An 18263-nucleotide genomic window follows, 5' to 3' on the forward strand; every position below is an offset into this window, starting at 1 on the left:
ATGGGTATCGCTGAACTGTTGCATCTCTTGCGCACGAACAGGATCGCCATCTCGGCGGCAGGCGGACGACTCAAGACCGCGGCGCCGAAGAATGCGATCACCGCCGAGCTCGCAGAATTGATCCGCAGCCACCGGACGCAGCTGCTCGAATTCCTGGAGCGTGCGTCCGAACAGACCGATGCCCCGGAACGGATCGTTCCGGCGCCGGCCATGCGCGCCTATCCGCTGTCGTTCCCGCAGCAGCGTCTGTGGTTCATCGATCGGCTGCAGGGCGGAAGCGCGCAGTACAACATTCCGATTGCCTTGCGCATGATCGGGCAGTTGGAGATCGGTGCGCTGCAGTCTGCCCTGGACGGCATCGTGGCCCGCCATGCGGTACTGCGCACGCGCTTCGAGGAACGCGACGGCGAACCCTTGCAGGTCGTCGATCCGCCGAGCGGGGTAGCGATCGACACGCTTGATCTTTCGCTGCTGGACGCCGAGCAGCGCGAGCGCCGCATCCATGTCTTGGCCGATGAGGAGGTCGACCGCAGTTTCGTTCTCGCAACCGATCCGATGCTGCGTTGCAAGCTGATCCGAGAGGCGGCCGATCGCCACGTGGTCTTGTTCACCATGCACCACATCGCCAGCGACGGCTGGTCGATGGGCGTGTTGGTACGCGAGTTCGCTGCGTTGTACTCGGCATGCCTGGGCGGCGTCGAGAAGGCCTTGCCGCCGCTGCCGATCCAGTATTTCGACTACGCCTACTGGCAACGCCGGGTGCGCGGCGAAGCCGCTTTCGAGCGGGATCTGGCCTATTGGCAACGCCGGCTGGCCGGTGCGCCGACCCTGCATGCCTTGCCGTTGGACCGACCGCGCCCGATGCAACCCAGCTCCAGCGCACAGCGCCTGTCGGTCGGCATCGCGCCCGCCGAGGCGGATGCGCTGCGCGGGTTGGCGCAGCGCTGCGATGCCACGCTGTTCATGGTGTTGCAGACGGCGCTGGCGTTGCTGATCGCACGCTGGAGCGGAACGTACGACATCGTGATCGGCACGCCGGTGTCCGGGCGCCCGCACCAGGAAGTCGAGCCCTTGATCGGTTTCTTCATCAATACCATCGCGTGCCGGATCGACGTGTCCGGCGATCCGACGGTGGAAGCGCTGATCGGACGCGTGCGTTCCGAGGTGCTGGAAGATTTCGCGCATCAGCAGTTGCCTTTCGATCTGCTCATCGACGCGCTCAGGCCCGAACGCAGCCTGGCCTACAACCCGATCTGCCAGATCAAGTTCGTGTTGCAGAACCACGAATCCACAACCCTCTCCTTGCCTGGATTGACGCTCGAGCCGGTGGCGCGCGGAGTGGAACGGGTGCGCTTCGATCTGGACCTGACCGTCGCCGAATCTGCCGAAGGACTGCACCTGAGCTGGACCTGGAAAGAGGCACTGTTCGAGCGAAGCAGCGTCGAACGCATGGCGCACGCGTACGGGCATGTCTTGCGGCAGATCGTCGAGCGCCCGCAAGCGCTGCTGTCGGCGCTGTGCTGGCAGGACGCAGCGGCGCAGGCGCAGTTGCTGACGCAGGGCCGTGGCCCGCACAGCGAGCGCGGCCGCGAACAGCCGTTGATCCGGCAACTGCAGGCGCAGGCGCAGGCGACGCCGGAGGCGGTGGCGGTGCGCTGCGGAGCGGCGCAGATGACCTATCGCGAGCTGGACCGGGCGTCCAACCGGCTGGCGCAGGCCTTGGCCGAGCAGGGGGTGGGGCTGGGCGCGCGGGTGGGGGTGGCGCTGGAACGGTCGTTGCCGCTGCTGGTGGCGCTGCTGGGCGTGATGAAGAGCGGTGCGGCGTATGTGCCGGTGGATGCGCAGCAGGCGCCGGCGCGGGTGCAGGCGATCCTGGAGGATGCCGAGGTGGCGCTGGTGCTGGGAACGGGGGCGGCGTTGGCCGGCACGTCGGTCCAGGTCCTGGCCATGGACGGGGCCGCGGAGGCCTCGTGGCTGTCGGCGTACCCGGACGCGGCACCGGCGGTGGCGCTGGAGGCCACGCACAGCGCGTACGTGCTGTACACCTCCGGTTCGACCGGGGTGCCCAAGGGCGTGGAGGTGCTGCAGCGCGGGCTGACCGACTACTGCGCCTTCGCGCGAGGGAACTACTACGCCGAGCATCTGGCCGGTGCGCTGGTGGCGACCTCGCCGGCGTTCGACCTGACGGTGCCGAGCTTGTACGTGCCGTTGCTGGCGGGCGGGTGCGTGACGCTGCTGGCGGAGGCGGACGCCATGGCGGGCCTGGCGGCGGCGTTGGAAGCGGCGTCGGCGCCGGGGTGGTTGCTGCGCCTGACGCCCTCGCACGTGCAGGGGCTGCTGGCGTTGTCGGATGCGCAGCCGCGGCCGGGAGCGCATGTGTTCGTGGTGGGCGGGGAGGCGTTCGCGGCGGAGTTGGCGCAGGCGCTGCGGGCGAAGTACCCGCAGGCGCAGGTGTACAACCACTACGGTCCGACCGAGGCGGTGGTGGGGAGCAGCTGGTATGCGGTAGACGGCCAGGCGCCGTGCAGCGGGATGCTGCCGATCGGCCGGGCGATGGAGAACACGACGCTGTACGTGCTGGACGCGCGGATGGGGCTGCAGCCGGCGGGGGTGGCGGGGGAGCTGTACATCGGCGGGTGGGGGGTGGCGAAGGGCTATGTGAAGCGGGAGGCGTTGACGGCCGAGCGGTTCGTGGCCAGTCCGTTCGTGGCGGGGGAGCGGTTGTACCGCAGCGGGGACCGGGTGCGCTGGCGCAACGACGGGCAGCTGGAGTTCCTGGGGCGTCTGGACGACCAGGTGAAGCTGCGCGGGTTCCGGATCGAGCTGGGGGAGATCGAGAGCCGGCTGCATGCCGAGGGTTCGGTACGCGAGGCGGTGGTGGTGGTGCGCGGGGAGGGGGTGCAGGCGCGGCTGGTGGCGTACGTGACGCCGGCTTCGGAGGTGGTGCAGGCGCAGGCGTGGATCGAGACGCTGCAGGCGGCGCTGGCGTCGTCCCTGCCGGGCTACATGCAGCCGTCGGCGTACGTGGTGCTGGAGGCGCTGCCGCTGACGGTGAACGGGAAGGTGGACAAGGGCGCGCTGCCGGAGCCGGTGCACGCACGCGGGGAGGAGGAGGAAGCGCCGTCGACCGAGACCGAACGGGCGCTGGCGCAGATCTGGAGCGGCATCCTCGGGCACGCGGACATCGGCGTCACCGCCAACTTCTTCGCACTGGGCGGTCACTCGCTGCTGGCCACGCGGATCGTGAGCGAGATCGGGCGAGCGCTGGGCAAGCAGGTGCCGGTGCGGGCGCTGTTCGAGCAGCCGACGCTGCGGGGCTTGGCGCAGTACGTGGAGCGTCAGGCGCGCAGCGGCTATGCGCCGATCCCGAAGGTGCCGCGCGTGGATGCACTGCCGTTGTCGTTCGCGCAGCAGCGGCTGTGGTTCATCGACCGTCTGGAGGGCGGCAGCACGCAGTACAACATGCCGGTGGCGCTGCGGCTGCGCGGCGGGCTGTCGGTGGTGGCGCTGGGCCAGGCGTTGGCGGGGTTGCTGGCGCGGCACGAGGTGCTGCGCACGGTGTACCGGGAGGTGGACGGCACGCCGTGGCAGGTGATCCAGGCGCAGGCGCAGGTGCCGTTGGCGCACGAGGACCTGAGCGCGTTGCCGGCGGAGGCGCAGGACGCGGCGGTGCAGGCCTGGGTGCAGCGGGAGGCGGGTCAGGGGTTCGACCTGGCGCACGAGCCGATGCTGCGGTGCCGGGTGCTGCGGCTGGAGGCCGAGGAGCACGCGGTGCTGTTCACGCTGCACCACATTGCCAGCGACGGCTGGTCGATGGGAGTGCTGGTGCGCGAGTTCGTGGCGCTGTATGCGGGTGCGCTGCGCGGGGAGGCGGCGGCGCTGGCGCCGCTGCCGGTGCAGTACGCGGACTATGCGGCGTGGCAGCGGGAGCGGTTGCAGGGGGCGTCGCTGGAGGCGGCGCTGGGGTACTGGCGGGAGCGGTTGCAGGGCCTGCCGGCGGTGCACGGGCTGCCGCTGGACCGGCCGCGCCCGGCGCGGCAGGACTTTGCCGGCGGGCGGATCGAGCAGGGGATCGCAGCGGCGACGCTGGCGGGCCTGCAGGCGCTGGCGCAGCGGCACGATGCGAGCCTGTTCATGGTGCTGGAGGCAGCGTTGGCATGGTTGCTGGCCCGCTGGAGCGGGGAGCGGGACATCGTCATCGGCACGCCGATCGCCGGGCGGGTGCACCCGGACGTGGAGCCGCTGATCGGGTTCTTCGTGAACACGCTGGTGCTGCGCACGCAGCTGAGCGGGGAGGAGACGTTCGAGGGGCTGCTGGCGACGACGCGGGAGCGGGTGCTGGAGGCGTACACGCACCAGGAGATCCCGTTCGAGATGCTGGTGGACGAGCTCAAGCCGGTGCGCAGCCTGAGCCATGCGCCGTTGTTCCAGGTGTTGCTGTCGATGCGCAACACCGAGCAGGTGGCCTTGACGCTGCCGGGGCTGGAAGTGTCCTCGCTGGGCGAGGGGTATGAGCAGGCGAAGTTCGACCTGCAGCTGGCGGTGCAGGAGACGGGGGAGGGACTGCGGTTGGTCTGGGGCTATGCGACGCGCCTGTTCGAGGCGGCGAGCATCGACCGGCTGGCGCAGGCGTATGCGCAATTGCTGGCGCAGATCGTCGTGCAGCCGGACGCGCCGTTGGCCGCCCTTTGCTGGCAGGACGCAGCGGCGCAGGCGCAGTTGCTGGCGCAGGGCCGTGGCCCGCACAGCGAGCGCGGCCGCGAACAGCCGTTGATCCGGCAACTGCAGGCGCAGGCACAGGCGACACCGGAGGCGGTGGCGGTACGCTGCGGGGCGGCGCAGTTGACCTATCGCGAGCTGGACCGGGCGTCCAACCGGCTGGCGCAGGCCTTGGCCGAGCAGGGGGTGGGGCTGGGCGCGCGGGTGGGGGTGGCGCTGGAACGGTCGTTGCCGCTGCTGGTGGCGCTGCTGGGCGTGATGAAGAGCGGTGCGGCGTATGTGCCGGTGGATGCGCAGCAGGCGCCGGCGCGGGTGCAGGCGATCCTGGAGGATGCCGAGGTGGCGCTGGTGCTGGGAACGGGGGCGGCGTTGGCCGGCACGTCGGTCCAGGTCCTGGCCATGGACGGGGCCGCGGAGGCCTCGTGGCTGTCGGCGTACCCGGACGCGGCACCGGCGGTGGCGCTGGAGGCCACGCACAGCGCGTACGTGCTGTACACCTCCGGTTCGACCGGGGTGCCCAAGGGCGTGGAGGTGCTGCAGCGCGGGCTGACCGACTACTGCGCCTTCGCGCGAGGGAACTACTACGCCGAGCATCTGGCCGGTGCGCTGGTGGCGACCTCGCCGGCGTTCGACCTGACGGTGCCGAGCTTGTACGTGCCGTTGCTGGCGGGCGGGTGCGTGACGCTGCTGGCGGAGGCGGACGCCATGGCGGGCCTGGCGGCGGCGTTGGAAGCGGCGTCGGCGCCGGGGTGGTTGCTGCGCCTGACGCCCTCGCACGTGCAGGGGCTGCTGGCGTTGTCGGATGCGCAGCCGCGGCCGGGAGCGCATGTGTTCGTGGTGGGCGGGGAGGCGTTCGCGGCGGAGTTGGCGCAGGCGCTGCGGGCGAAGTACCCGCAGGCGCAGGTGTACAACCACTACGGTCCGACCGAGGCGGTGGTGGGGAGCAGCTGGTATGCGGTAGACGGCCAGGCGCCGTGCAGCGGGATGCTGCCGATCGGCCGGGCGATGGAGAACACGACGCTGTACGTGCTGGACGCGCGGATGGGGCTGCAGCCGGCGGGGGTGGCGGGGGAGCTGTACATCGGCGGGTGGGGGGTGGCGAAGGGCTATGTGAAGCGGGAGGCGTTGACGGCCGAGCGGTTCGTGGCCAGTCCGTTCGTGGCGGGGGAGCGGTTGTACCGCAGCGGGGACCGGGTACGCTGGCGCAACGACGGGCAGCTGGAGTTCCTGGGGCGGCTGGACGACCAGGTGAAGCTGCGCGGGTTCCGGATCGAGCTGGGGGAGATCGAGAGCCGGCTGCATGCCGAGGGTTCGGTACGCGAGGCGGTGGTGGTGGTGCGCGGGGAGGCGGCGCAGGCGCGGCTGGTGGCGTACGTGACGCCGGCTTCGGAGGTGGCGCAGGCGCAGGCGTGGATCGAGACGCTGCAGGCGGCGCTGGCGGCGTCCCTGCCGGGCTACATGCAGCCGTCGGCGTACGTGGTGCTGGAGGCGCTGCCGCTGACGGTGAACGGGAAGGTGGACAAGGGCGCGCTGCCGGAGCCGGTGCATGTGCGCGGGGAGGAGGAGGAAGCGCCGTCGACCGAGACCGAACGGGCGTTGGCGCAGATCTGGGAGCAGGTTCTGCGACTGCCAGGCATCGGCGTGCACGACAATTTCTTCGAGATCGGCGGCGACTCAATCCTGTCGATTCAGATCGTCGCGCGCGCCAATCAGGCCGGGATCGGCATCACCACCCGGCAACTGTTCGAAGCCCAGACCATCGCGCAACTTGCGCGCTGCGCCGAACAGGCGGTGGAGCGCGCCTCGCAGGCCCCGCAGGGTCCCGTCCAGGGCGAACTGGCGCTGCTGCCGATCCAGAAACAATTCCTGGCCGAGGGCGGTCCCGGACTGCATCACTACAACCAGGCCCTGCTGCTGCGCGTGCCGCACGCGATGCAAACCGCCGATCTGCGTCGCATGATCGAGGCGCTGTACTGGCGCCACGATGCGCTGCGCCTGCGCTTCAGCCAGATCAACGGCGACTGGCATGCCGACCATGCTCCGCTCGACGCAGACACCCTCTTGCGCGCCTGCGTGACGGAAGGACTGCCAGAGCGTTCCGAAGAGGTGGCCGCATGCGTCGAAGAGCGCTGCGCCTACTGGCAATCGGCTTTCGACCTGGGCGAAGGCCCGCTGTTGCGTGCGGTCCATTTCCGCGGCGGCGGCACCGCACGTCTGTTGCTGGTGGCCCACCATGTCGTCATCGACGGCGTCTCGTGGCGCATCCTGCTGGCGGACCTGGAACGGGCCTACCGCCAGGTGGAGCGCGGCGAGCAGATCGCGCTCGCGCCCAAGACGACGTCGCTGCAGCAATGGGGACAGGCGCTGGCCGCTTACGCGCACAGCGACGCATTGCTCGCCGAACGCGAATACTGGCTTTCCCAATGCCAGCAGTCCATCGCCTCACTGCCGAGCGACCGCGCCGGGAGCGGCAATGGCTCCGTGGCCACGGCCGCCTATGTGCGGCTGGCGCTTTCCGCCGAGGACACCCAGGCGCTTCTCGCTCGATCCAATGCCGCATATCGCACCCAGATCAATGAACTCCTGCTCGCCGCGGTCGCGCTGGGGGTGCGTCGCTGGAGCGGCGCAGCAGGCGTGCGCGTCGCGCTGGAAAGCCATGGACGCAGCGGTCCGTTCGAACGTCTCGATACCACCCAGACCGTCGGCTGGTTCACCACCCACTATCCCTTGGCGCTGTGCTGCGAGCATGCCGAGGTCGGTGCGACGATCAAGGCGGTCAAGGAGCATTATCGCGCTGTGCCGTACCACGGCATCGGCTACGGTGTGCTGCGCCATCTCGCCGAAGACGCCGAACTGATCGCCGCCGAGGTGGGCAAGCGTCCCGAACTGACGTTCAACTACCTGGGACAGACGGACCGGGCTACCGACGCGGAGACGTTCCTCGAGATCGCCGAAGAGTCGATGGGACGCACCGTCAGCACATTGCGCGAGCGGCGCCATCCATTGACGTTGCGCGGCATGGTCGCGGGCGGACAACTGAGCTTCACCCTGGAATACAGCAACGAACGCTACGAAGCGGCGACCATCGCCGCATTCGCCGGGCACATCGAGCAGGCGCTGCGTGAGATCGTGGCGCATTGCGCGGGCAGGGAAAACGTCGAGTGCACGCCTTCCGACTTCCCGCTGGCGCAGGTCGCGCAGGCGCAACTCGACACGCTGCAGGCGGCGTATCCGCAGATGCTGCGGCTGTATCCGGCTACCCCGATGCAGCAGGGCCTGCATTTCCATACCAAGCTCGATCCCTCGGCCTATGTCGGCCAGACCTTCCCTGTGCTCAAGGGCGCTTTGGACGCGGTCCGGTTCCGCGCGGCGTGGCAGGCGCTTGTCGATCGGCACGACGTGTTCCGCACCGCCTTCGTCGACGAGGACGAGCGGCTGCTGCAACTGGTGTCCGCCCAGGCCACGTTGCCCTGGCACGAAGAGGACTGGCGCGACCTGCCCGCCGAGGAGCAGGATGCGCGGTTCGAGGCCTATCGCGAGTTGGACCGGGCACGCAGCTTCGACTTCCGGCAGGCGCCGCTGATGCGATGCGCGCTGTTCCGGCTGGGCGCGGACAGGCATCGCCTGCTGTGGACGCACCACCACATGCTCTCGGACGGCTGGTCGCTGCCCATCCTCTACAAGGAGGTGATGAGCCTCTACCAAGGGCTTGTGGACGGTAGCGACGCGCAACTCGCGCCGGCGCCGGCCTACGAACGCTACGTCGAGTGGCTGTCGCGGCAGGACCACGACGCGGCGGTCGGTTTCTGGCAGGAACAGTTGCGGACCGTGGAAGCGCCGACGCCGCTGGCCATCGACCGCTTGCCGGCCGAACACGACAGCGGACAACGCGAGCGCAGCCTGAGCTTGGACGAGGCGGCCAGCGAGCGCCTGTTCGCGCTCGCCCGCAAGCAACGAATCACCCTCAACACCGTGATACAGCTAGCGTGGGCCTGCGTGTTGCATCGCTACAGCGGCGAGGACGAGGTGGTGTTCGGCGCGACGATCTCCGGCCGACCGGCCGAGGTCGTCGGTGTGGAAACGATGGTCGGCCTGTTCATCAACAGCATCCCGGTACGCGTACCGTTGGGCGAGCCGCAGCTTGTGCGCGATGCGCTGGCAACGCTGCAGGCGCGCTTCGAGGCGGCCACCTCCTACGGCTACCTCTCGCTGGCGGAGATCCAGCGGCAGTCCGGGGTTACCGCTGGCATGCCGCTGTTCGACAGCCTCCTGGTGATCGGCAACTATCCGATCGAAGCGGCGATGGATGCGCGATCGGGCGAGGCCGGGCTCAGCATCGAGAGCAAGGGCCGCCGCGAGGAAACCGGATACCGGTTGGCTTTCAACATCAATCTGCGCCAGCGCATCCATCTGCAGTGCGCGTATCGGGCCGAACAGTTCGCCGACGCGACCATCGAGCGGATGCTGCACCATTTCCGCGAAGTACTGGTCACGATGCCGGATGCGCTCGATGCGGATGTGCGCAGCCTGGATCCGATGACCGATGCGGAACGCGCTGAGCGCGTCGCCTGGAATCTGCGTCCAGCGGACTATCCCCGCGATCAGTGCATCCATGCGCTGGTCGAAGCGCAAGCGGCGTTGCGTCCGGAAGCGATAGCCGCCACCTTCGGTGCAGACAGCGTGTGCTACGGCGAGTTGAACCGCCAGGCCAACCGCGTCGCGCATTACCTGCGCGGGCAGGGCGTGAGCACCGACACCCTGGTGGGCCTGTGCGTGGAACGCTCGGTGGAAATGCTGATCGGCATGCTCGGCATCCTCAAGGCCGGCGGCGCCTATGTGCCGCTGGATCCGGACTATCCGGAGGATCGCATCGCTTTCATGCTTGCGGATTCAGGGGTCGAGATCGTATTGGTCACCAGCGACCTGATGCAGGCACTGCCGGTATTCGACGACCATGCCGTGCTGCCGCTCGACGCAGGCCTGCGCGAGGGGTTGCTGGCGGGCTGTCCAGATACCGACCCCGCACGCGAGGCGGTCGGCGCACACGGCGGATCGCTGGCGTACATGATCTATACCTCAGGTTCGACCGGAACGCCGAAAGGCGCGCTGATCGAGCATCGCAGCATCGTGCGCCTGGTGCATCGCCCGGACTACGTGAGCTTGGACGCGGGCGGCGTGATGGCGCAGGCCTCCAATAGTTCGTTCGACGCCGCCACCTTCGAGATCTGGGGGGCGCTGGCCAACGGCATGCGCCTGCAGTTCGTCGCGAAAGACGTACTGCTCGACCCGAATGCCCTGGCGCGGAGCCTGGTGCGGACCGGCATCACCACGATGTTCGTCACCACCGCGATCCTCAACCAGATGTCGATCGCCAACCCGTCCGGATTCGCGCCGCTGCATTGCCTGCTGTTCGGCGGCGAAGGCGTGGACGTCGAAGCGGTGGGGCGAGTGCTCGATGCCGGCAAGCCCGGCCGCCTGGTCCATGTCTACGGCCCGACCGAGAACACCACGTTCAGTACCGCCTACGAAATCCGCGAGCGCCGCAGCGATACCTATCCGATCGGCAGGGCGATTTCCGGCAGCACCCAGCATGTACTGGGCCGCAATCTGCGACCGCTGCCTTGCGGAGTGATCGGCGAGCTCTATCTGGGCGGCGACGGCGTGGGCCGCGGCTACCACCGCCGTCCCGAGCTGAGCGCCGAGCGCTTTCTCGCCGGCGCCGGGTCCGATGCCGGTCGGTGCTACAAGACAGGCGACCTGGTACGCCAGCTGCCGGGGGGCGACATCGTCTTCGTCGGCCGCGTCGACGATCAGGTCAAGGTGCGCGGCTTCCGCATTGAACTGGGCGAGATCCAAACGCACCTGTTGGCCCACGACGCCATCCGCGACACGGTCGTGGTGGCGCGACGCGACGGCGAGACGACGCGGCTGGTCGCCTACGTGGTCGCCCATCCAGGCAACGAGCCGGTCAACGAGCTGCTGCTGGCGAAGGAACTGCGCGCCCATCTCAAGCGCCTGCTGCCTGACTACATGGTGCCGGCTGCATTCGTCGCGATGGATGAACTGCCGCTCAATCGCAATGGCAAGGTCGACAGGCAGCGCTTGCCCGAACCCGACTACCAGTACCAGTCGCAACACACCTATCTGCCGCCGCGCACGGACGCCGAGCAGGCGTTGGCCGCGATCTGGCAGCAGGTATTGCGTATCGACCAGATCGGCGTCCAGGACAACTTCTTCGAGATAGGCGGCGATTCGATCCTGCTCATCCAGGTGGTTTCGCGCGCCAACCATGCCGGATTGCGCATCAGTACCCGGCAGTTGTTCCAGAACCAGACCATCGCCGAACTGGCAGCCGCGATGGAGACCGAGGACGCGCACACCGTGCTGGTGTCTCAGGCGCCTGTGGAAGGCCCGATGCCGCTGTTGCCTGTGCAGCGAATGTTCCTGGAAGGAGAGGCGCTTGATCGCCACCATTTCAATCAGGCGATGCTGCTGGAGACGCCTCCGGATTTCGACGCGACCACGCTGGCTGCCGTGCTGGAAGCGCTGTACCTGCGCCACGACGCACTGCGCCTGCGCTTCGTGCAGAACACCGATGGCTGGGAGGCGGTCCATGCCCCGTTCGATCCAGCGATGGCGAGGGCCAGCGCGGCGATCGAGCTGCCGGTGGCGGGCGTTCCCTGGGCCGAACACGTGTCGGCGCGCTGCGCCGAGTGGCAGCGCCGTTTCCATCTTGCGGACGGTCCGTTGTTGCGCGCGGTCTACTTCCCGCCCGAACGCGCCGGTGATGCCGGTCGCTTGCTGCTGGCGGCGCACCACATCGTGGTGGACGGCGTGTCCTGGCGCATTCTGCTGGGCGACCTGGAACTCGGCTACGCGCAGCATGCGCGCGGCGACGCGGTGGCGCTTGCGCCCAAGACCTCGTCGTTGCAGCAATGGGGACGCGCTCTGGGAGAGTACGCGCGCAGCGAAACGCTGTTGCGGGAACGCGACTACTGGCTGGCGAACGCGTGCGCTGGCGGCTTGGCCACCGACGCGACGGTCGCGCAGGCGGCGGGTCCAGGGACCATCGCGACCAACCGCAGCGTGTTGTTGGGCCTGTCCAGCGAAGATACGCGGGCATTGCACCAGCAGTGCAACGCGGCCTACCGCACCCGCATCAACGAACTGCTGCTGGCCGCGGTGTACCTGGGTGTGCGCCGCTGGAACGGCCGTCGCGAACTGTGCTTGCGCCTGGAGGGGCACGGCCGCGAAGCCCTGTTCGACGAACTCGATCTCACCCAGACCGTCGGCTGGTTCACAAGCGTCTTTCCGGTAGTGCTGGACGTGGACGGCGACGGCGTCGCGGATGCGATCAAGTCGGTGAAGGAGCGCTACCGCGCCATTCCGCGCAATGGCATCGGTTATGGGGTACTGCGTTACGTCGCCGGTGACGTCGCGCTGCGCGAGGCCGCTGGCGATCAAACCGATGCGCTGCTGTTCAACTACCTGGGCCAATTCGACCAGATACTCAACGATAAGAGCCATTTCGGCCCCGCCCGGGAATCGATCGGCCCGCAGACCAGCCTGGCGCGGCAGCGCTCGGCACTTCTTGCGCTCAGCGGAAAGACCTTCGCCGGACAGTTGCAATTCACCCTGTCCTACAGCAGCGAACGCTACGAAGAAGCCTCCATGCGCGCGCTCGCCGCCGGCATCGAACAGGCGCTGGTGGAAGTGGTGCGCCATTGTCAGCGGCCTGGCGTCGGCGCCTGGACGCCTTCGGACTTCCCGCTGGCGCGGATCGACCAGCAGCGCCTGGACGCGCTGCACGCACGCCATCCCGAGCTGTCGCGGCTGTACCCGGCCACGTCGATGCAGGCCGGCATGTTGTACGAGAGCCTGCTCGACAGTGCGGCCTACGTGGTGCAGAACTTCCCGGTACTGCGCGGCAGCCTGGACCTGGCGGCATTCCGCCACGCCTGGCAGCAAGTGGTGATGCGCCACGACGCGTTCCGTACCGCCTTCGTGGGCGGGACCGACGATCTGCAGCAACTGGTGCTGAGCGCCGCGCCGCTGTCCTGGCACGAGGAAGACTGGCGCGGCCTGCCTGAGCCGGAACAGCGCCTCCGTTTCGACGCCTACCGCCAGGAGGATCGGTGTCGCGGCTTCGACTTCGAACGTCCGCCACTGATGCGCATCGCGGTATTCCGCCTCGGCGAGGGCCGGTATCAGCTGTTGTGGTCGTTGCACCACATCCTGCTCGATGGCTGGTGCTTGCCGCTGGTCTACCGCGACGTGATCGAGTTCTACCGCGCCTATGTGCAAGGCCGTGCCGCCGTGTTGCCCGTTGCGCCGGCATACGAGCGCTACATCGCCTGGTTGCTGGACTCGGATGTGGAGCGGGCGCGCGACCACTGGCATGGCGTGCTCAAGGAAATCGACGCGCCGACCCCCCTGGTGATCGACCGCCTGCCGGTGGGGGGCGGCCATGGCCAGCGCGAATACGCGTTCGAACTGGACGAGGCGCAGACGCAGACACTGCAGGCATACGCCAAGGCGCATCGCACCACGGTCAACACCCTGCTGCAGTGGGCCTGGGCCTATTTGCTGCATCGCTACAGCGCCGAACCGGAGGTCGTGTTCGGCGCAACCATCTCCGGGCGTGCGGGACAGGTGCCAGGAGTGGAGGAGATGATCGGGTTGTTCATCAACACCATTCCGGTGAAGGTCGGATTCGGGCCTGGACAGACGATCGGCGATGCGCTGGCGGCGCTGCATGCCGACTTCCAGTCCGGCAGCGAGTACGGCTATCTGTCGCTGCCGGAAATCCGCCGCCAGTCGCGCGTCAAGCAGGGCGTGCAGCTGTTCGATAGCCTGCTGGTATTCGAGAACTATCCGCTCGACGCGGTGACGGGCGATGCCGCCGCGTCCGCGGACGCGCAACTGCAGATCGAGGAGCCGGGCAACAGCGAGGCCACCACGTTCAAGCTGACGCTCGTCGCCGCGCATACCCGGACCCTGCGGGTGAAGTTCGGCTATCGCGCAGAACGCTTCAACGACGCCGCGATCGCGCGCATGGCGGGGCATCTGGGCCGGATCCTGGTGCAGATGACACGGCCGGGATGCACCCCGGCCGACATCGACCTGCTGGCGCCGGAGGAGCGGGGGCAGCTGGCGTCGTGGAACGACACCGACGCGCCTTATCCCGACACCGCCTGCATCCACGAGCTGATCCAGAGCCAGGTCGGGCGTAGCCCGGGCGCGATTGCCGTCGAATTCGGCGAAGACAGCATCACCTATGCCGAGCTCGACGCGCGCGCCAACCGTCTTGCTCACGCCCTGATCGCCGAGGGCGTCGCGCCCGACGCGATCGTCGGCATCTGCATGACCCGCTCGGTGGAGCTGGTCGTCGCCATCCTGGGCGTGCTCAAGGCCGGCGGCGCCTACCTGCCGCTGGATCCGAACTACCCGCGGACGCGGCTGGACTACATGCTGCGCGATTCCGGCGCACGTATCGTCCTCACCTTCGCCGAGCTGGCGCAAACATTGCCCGCCGATGCGGCGAAGATCCTGGCGCTGGACGCCGAAACGGTGCAATCGGTGCTCCTGGCGCAGTCCGCGGACGCTCCCGGGATGCGCAGCCGTGGTCTCGGCCCCCAGCATCTCGCCTACGCGATCTACACCTCGGGCTCGACCGGCGAGCCGAAGGGCGTGCTGAACGAACATGGGGCGTTGGTCAATCGCTTGCATTGGATGCAGGCGGCCTATGCGCTGGACGCGAACGACCGCGTGCTGCAGAAGACCCCCTACAGCTTCGACGTGTCGGTCTGGGAGTTCCTGTGGCCGTTGATGGCGGGCGCACGGCTGGTGGTGCTGGCGCCGGATGCGCATGCCGACCCGGCAGCATTGCACGCAGCGATCCGCCGGCACGGCATCACCACGCTGCACTTCGTGCCCTCGATGCTGAGCACCTTGCTGGCCAATGCCGATTGGGCCTCCTGCGACAGCGTGCGCCAGGTGATCTGCAGCGGCGAAGCGCTCGGCTCGGAGCTTGCCGCCCGCTTCTTCGCCACCGGCACGCGCGCTCGGTTGCACAATCTCTACGGTCCTACCGAAGCGGCGATCGACGTGAGTTTTTGGGAGTGTCGGCCTGAGCACGATGCGACGACCGTGCCGATCGGGCGGCCCATCCACAACATCCGTCTGCACGTACTGGACGCCCACGGGCGTCCGCAGCCGGTGGGCGTCGCCGGCGAGTTGCACATCGGCGGGGTCGGCCTGGCGCGCGGCTATTGCAACAAACCCGAACTGACGCGCGAGCGTTTCGTCTTCGGCACCGCTGGCGCCGTGGCGGACACGCGCCTGTACCGTACCGGCGACCTCGCACGGCGGTTGCCCGATGGCACGCTCGACTTCCTCGGGCGGATCGACCATCAAGTCAAGATCCGCGGTCTGAGGATCGAGCTGGGCGAGATCGAGGCATTGCTGTGCCGGCAGGACGACGTCACCGACGCCGTGGTGACGGTGCGCGGCGCGGGCGAGGACGCATCCCTCGTGGCCTACGTGGGTACGCCAGCGGCACGGGAGGCGCAGGACGGCGTCGCGGTCGCGGAGCGATTGCGGACCGCCCTGCGCGCGGCCGTTCCAGACTATATGGTGCCCTCGGCCTTCGTCGTGCTCGAACGCCTGCCGCTGAGCGCGAACGGGAAGATCGATCGCAAGGCGCTGCCGGAGCCTGGCGTGGCGCCGGGCCAGGTATGGACCAGCGCGCAGACGCCGACCGAGGAGGCGATCGCCGGCATCTGGCGCACGCTGCTGCGACTCGAGGATGTCGATGTGCTGACCGGCTTCTTCGAACTCGGTGGCCATTCGCTGCTGGCGGTGCGAATGATCGGCGAGGTGCGCGAGCGTTTCGCCATCCACATCGCCATCCGCGACGTGTTCGAGCGCACCACCGTGCGGGCGCTGGCCGATTTCGTGGACGAACAGCTGCGTCGCGAAGCGCTCCGGCGCGAACTGACGCTCGATCTCGCCGACAGCGGCGACCAGGAGTTCATCGAACTATGAGCGTCATCGATGTCTTGCAGGAATGCCGCGACGCCGGCATTCGCATCGCCGCCAGGGATGGCAAACTCCTAGTGGGCGACGCCCAGAGCCGGCTCAGCCCGGACTTGCGCCGGCGCCTGGCCGAGCACAAATCCGAGATCCTGGCGTATCTCGATGCGTCCGAACCGGCGCCGGTGCCGCGCATCGTGCACCATCCGGATGTCGCCGAACATCCGCTTTCGTACGCGCAAAGGCGGCTCTGGTTCCTTCACCAACTCGATCCCGGCAGTGTGGAATACAATCTTTCGCTCGCGCTGCGCGTGCGCGGCCGCCTGGAGACGGACGCGCTGAACGCAGCGCTCGATGCGATCGTCGCGCGCCATGCGGTGCTGCGCACCGGGTTCGCCGAGCGCGACGGCGAACCGCTGCAGGTGGTGTACCCGCATCGCCGCTTGCGCGTGGGCACGCGCGACCTGGCCGCACTCGAACCCGAGGCGCGCCAGCGCGAGGCGTTGCGCATCGCGCGCGAGGAGGCAAGGGCGCCGTTCGATCTGCTCGGCCAGGCGCCGATGCTGCGTTGCACGCTGTTGCGCCTGGGGGACGAAGAACACGCGATCGTGCTGACGATGCACCACATCGCCACCGACGGTTGGTCAATGGGCGTGCTGGTGAAGGAATTCATGGCGCACTACGCCGCGGCCGTCCAAGGCGGCAGCGCGGGGCTGCCCCCGCTGGCGATCCAGTACGGCGACTATGCCCGCTGGCAGCACGCGGCACGGGCGAGCGGCATGCTGCGCGAGTCCATGGATTACTGGGCAGCGCGCCTGGCCGGCCTCCCGGAAGTGCACGACCTGCCGCTGGACCATCCGCGCCCGCCACGGCAGCGATTCACCGCGCAACGCCACCATCAGCTGCTCGGCCGCACCGCGCTGGATGCCGCAAAACGCCTGGCCAAGGATTCGGGGGCGACCCTGTTCATGGTGCTGCAGTCCGCGTTCGCGCATCTGCTGTCGCGCTGGAGCGGCCAGCGCGAGATCGTGATCGGTACCCCGACCGCTGGCCGCGACCAGCCGGAAACCGCGCCGCTGATCGGTTTCTTCAACAATACGGTGATTTGCCGTTTCGACATCGAGCCGGGTGCCGATGCGCGAGGTCTGATCGCGCACGGCAGAACGGTTGCGCTTGACGCCTTCACCCATCAGCAGGTGCCGTTCGACCTGCTGGTGGAAACGTTCCGTCCGCGCCGCAGCCTCGCCTACAACCCGCTGTGCCAGATCAAGTTCGTGCTGCAGAATCACGATGGCGGCGCGCTGGAACTGCCAGGACTGCGCTTCGAACCGCTGGCGCCGGGGGGCGAGCATGTGCACTTCGACCTCGACCTCACTGCGACCGAACGCGAAGACGGGTTGCACCTGGGGTGGACCTTCAAGGACGAATTGTTCGAACCCGCAAGCGTCGAGCGCATGGCAGGCGCCTATGCGCGCCTGCTGCACGCGATGTGCGACGCACCCGGGCTCGCGCTGGACCGGATCGGCCTGGCCGATCCGGTCGGCACCAGGGAGCTGCTGGCGCTGGGTCGCGGACCGACTGCCGAACAAGGGCGCCACGCCACGCTCGTGCATGCCTTCGAATGTACCGCCCGGGACGTCCCCGAATGCATCGCCGTCCGCTGCGGCGAACGGAGTCTGACCTACCGCGAACTCGACCTGCGCGCAAACCGCTTGGCGCACGCCCTGATCGAGCAGGGGATGGGTAGCGGCGACCGCGTCGGTGTGCGCCTTGGGCGCTCGATCGAACTGCTGATCGGACTGCTGGCGACGCACAAGGCCGGCGCTGCCTATGTGCCGCTCGATGGCCGGCAGAGCGCGACGCAGCTGCACAGCCTCGTCGAGAATGCGCAGTTGCGCGTCGTCCTGCACCACAGCGCCGATCCAGTGCATGCCGCAGGCGTCGATACCGTGTTCATGGATGGCGCCGACAGCGATCCGCGCTGGCTGGAGGGCTACCCCTGCGTTCGTCCCGGCGTGCAGGTGACGCTGGACGACAGCGCCTATGTCCTCTATACGTCCGGCTCGACCGGCATGCCCAAGGGCGTGGAGGTGACACATCGCGGGATGGTCGACTACTGCGCGTTCGCACGCGCGGGCTACTACGCCGCGGGGTTGTCGGGCTCGTTCGTCGCCACCTCGCCGGCGTTCGACCTGACCTTGCCGACGCTGTTCGTGCCGCTGCTGGCGGGCGACAGCGTCGAAATGCTGGCCGAGGACGACGCTCTGTCCGCGCTCGCCGCGCGGCTTGCCGCTGCCGACTGCGACAACCGCCTGCTGCGGCTGACCCCATCGCATGTGCAGGGCCTGCTATATCTGCTGGACGAAGTGCCGCTGCCGCAAGCGCACTCCTTCGTGATCGGCGGCGAGCGCTTCGCGGTGGAAACCGCGCGAGCGCTGCAGGCGCGCTTCCCGGCAGCGCGGATATACAACCACTATGGCCCCACCGAAACCGTGGTCGGCTGTTGCTGG

2 protein-coding genes (1 of these 2 running past the window's edge) are annotated in these 18263 nt (G+C 68.5%); both read left to right on the forward strand.

The annotated features are described in order from the left end of the window. Positions 1 to 15765: a non-ribosomal peptide synthase/polyketide synthase gene (locus HEP74_RS06945; protein WP_221893170.1), complete on the forward strand. Its 15765-nt coding sequence runs from the start codon at positions 1 to 3 to the stop codon at positions 15763 to 15765. Continuing rightward, on the forward strand, positions 15762 to 18263 hold the 5' portion of the coding sequence (locus HEP74_RS06950) for a non-ribosomal peptide synthetase (protein WP_185815789.1). The gene runs 11184 nt beyond the window's last position; 2502 of the gene's 13686 nt are visible here — the first part of the coding sequence; it begins with the start codon at positions 15762 to 15764; its stop codon lies off the right edge, out of view. Before HEP74_RS06945 ends, HEP74_RS06950 begins: the two co-directional genes overlap by 4 nt.

Origin of the sequence: Xanthomonas sp. SS (genome assembly GCF_014236835.1) — a bacterium.
Taxonomy (GTDB): domain Bacteria; phylum Pseudomonadota; class Gammaproteobacteria; order Xanthomonadales; family Xanthomonadaceae; genus Xanthomonas_A.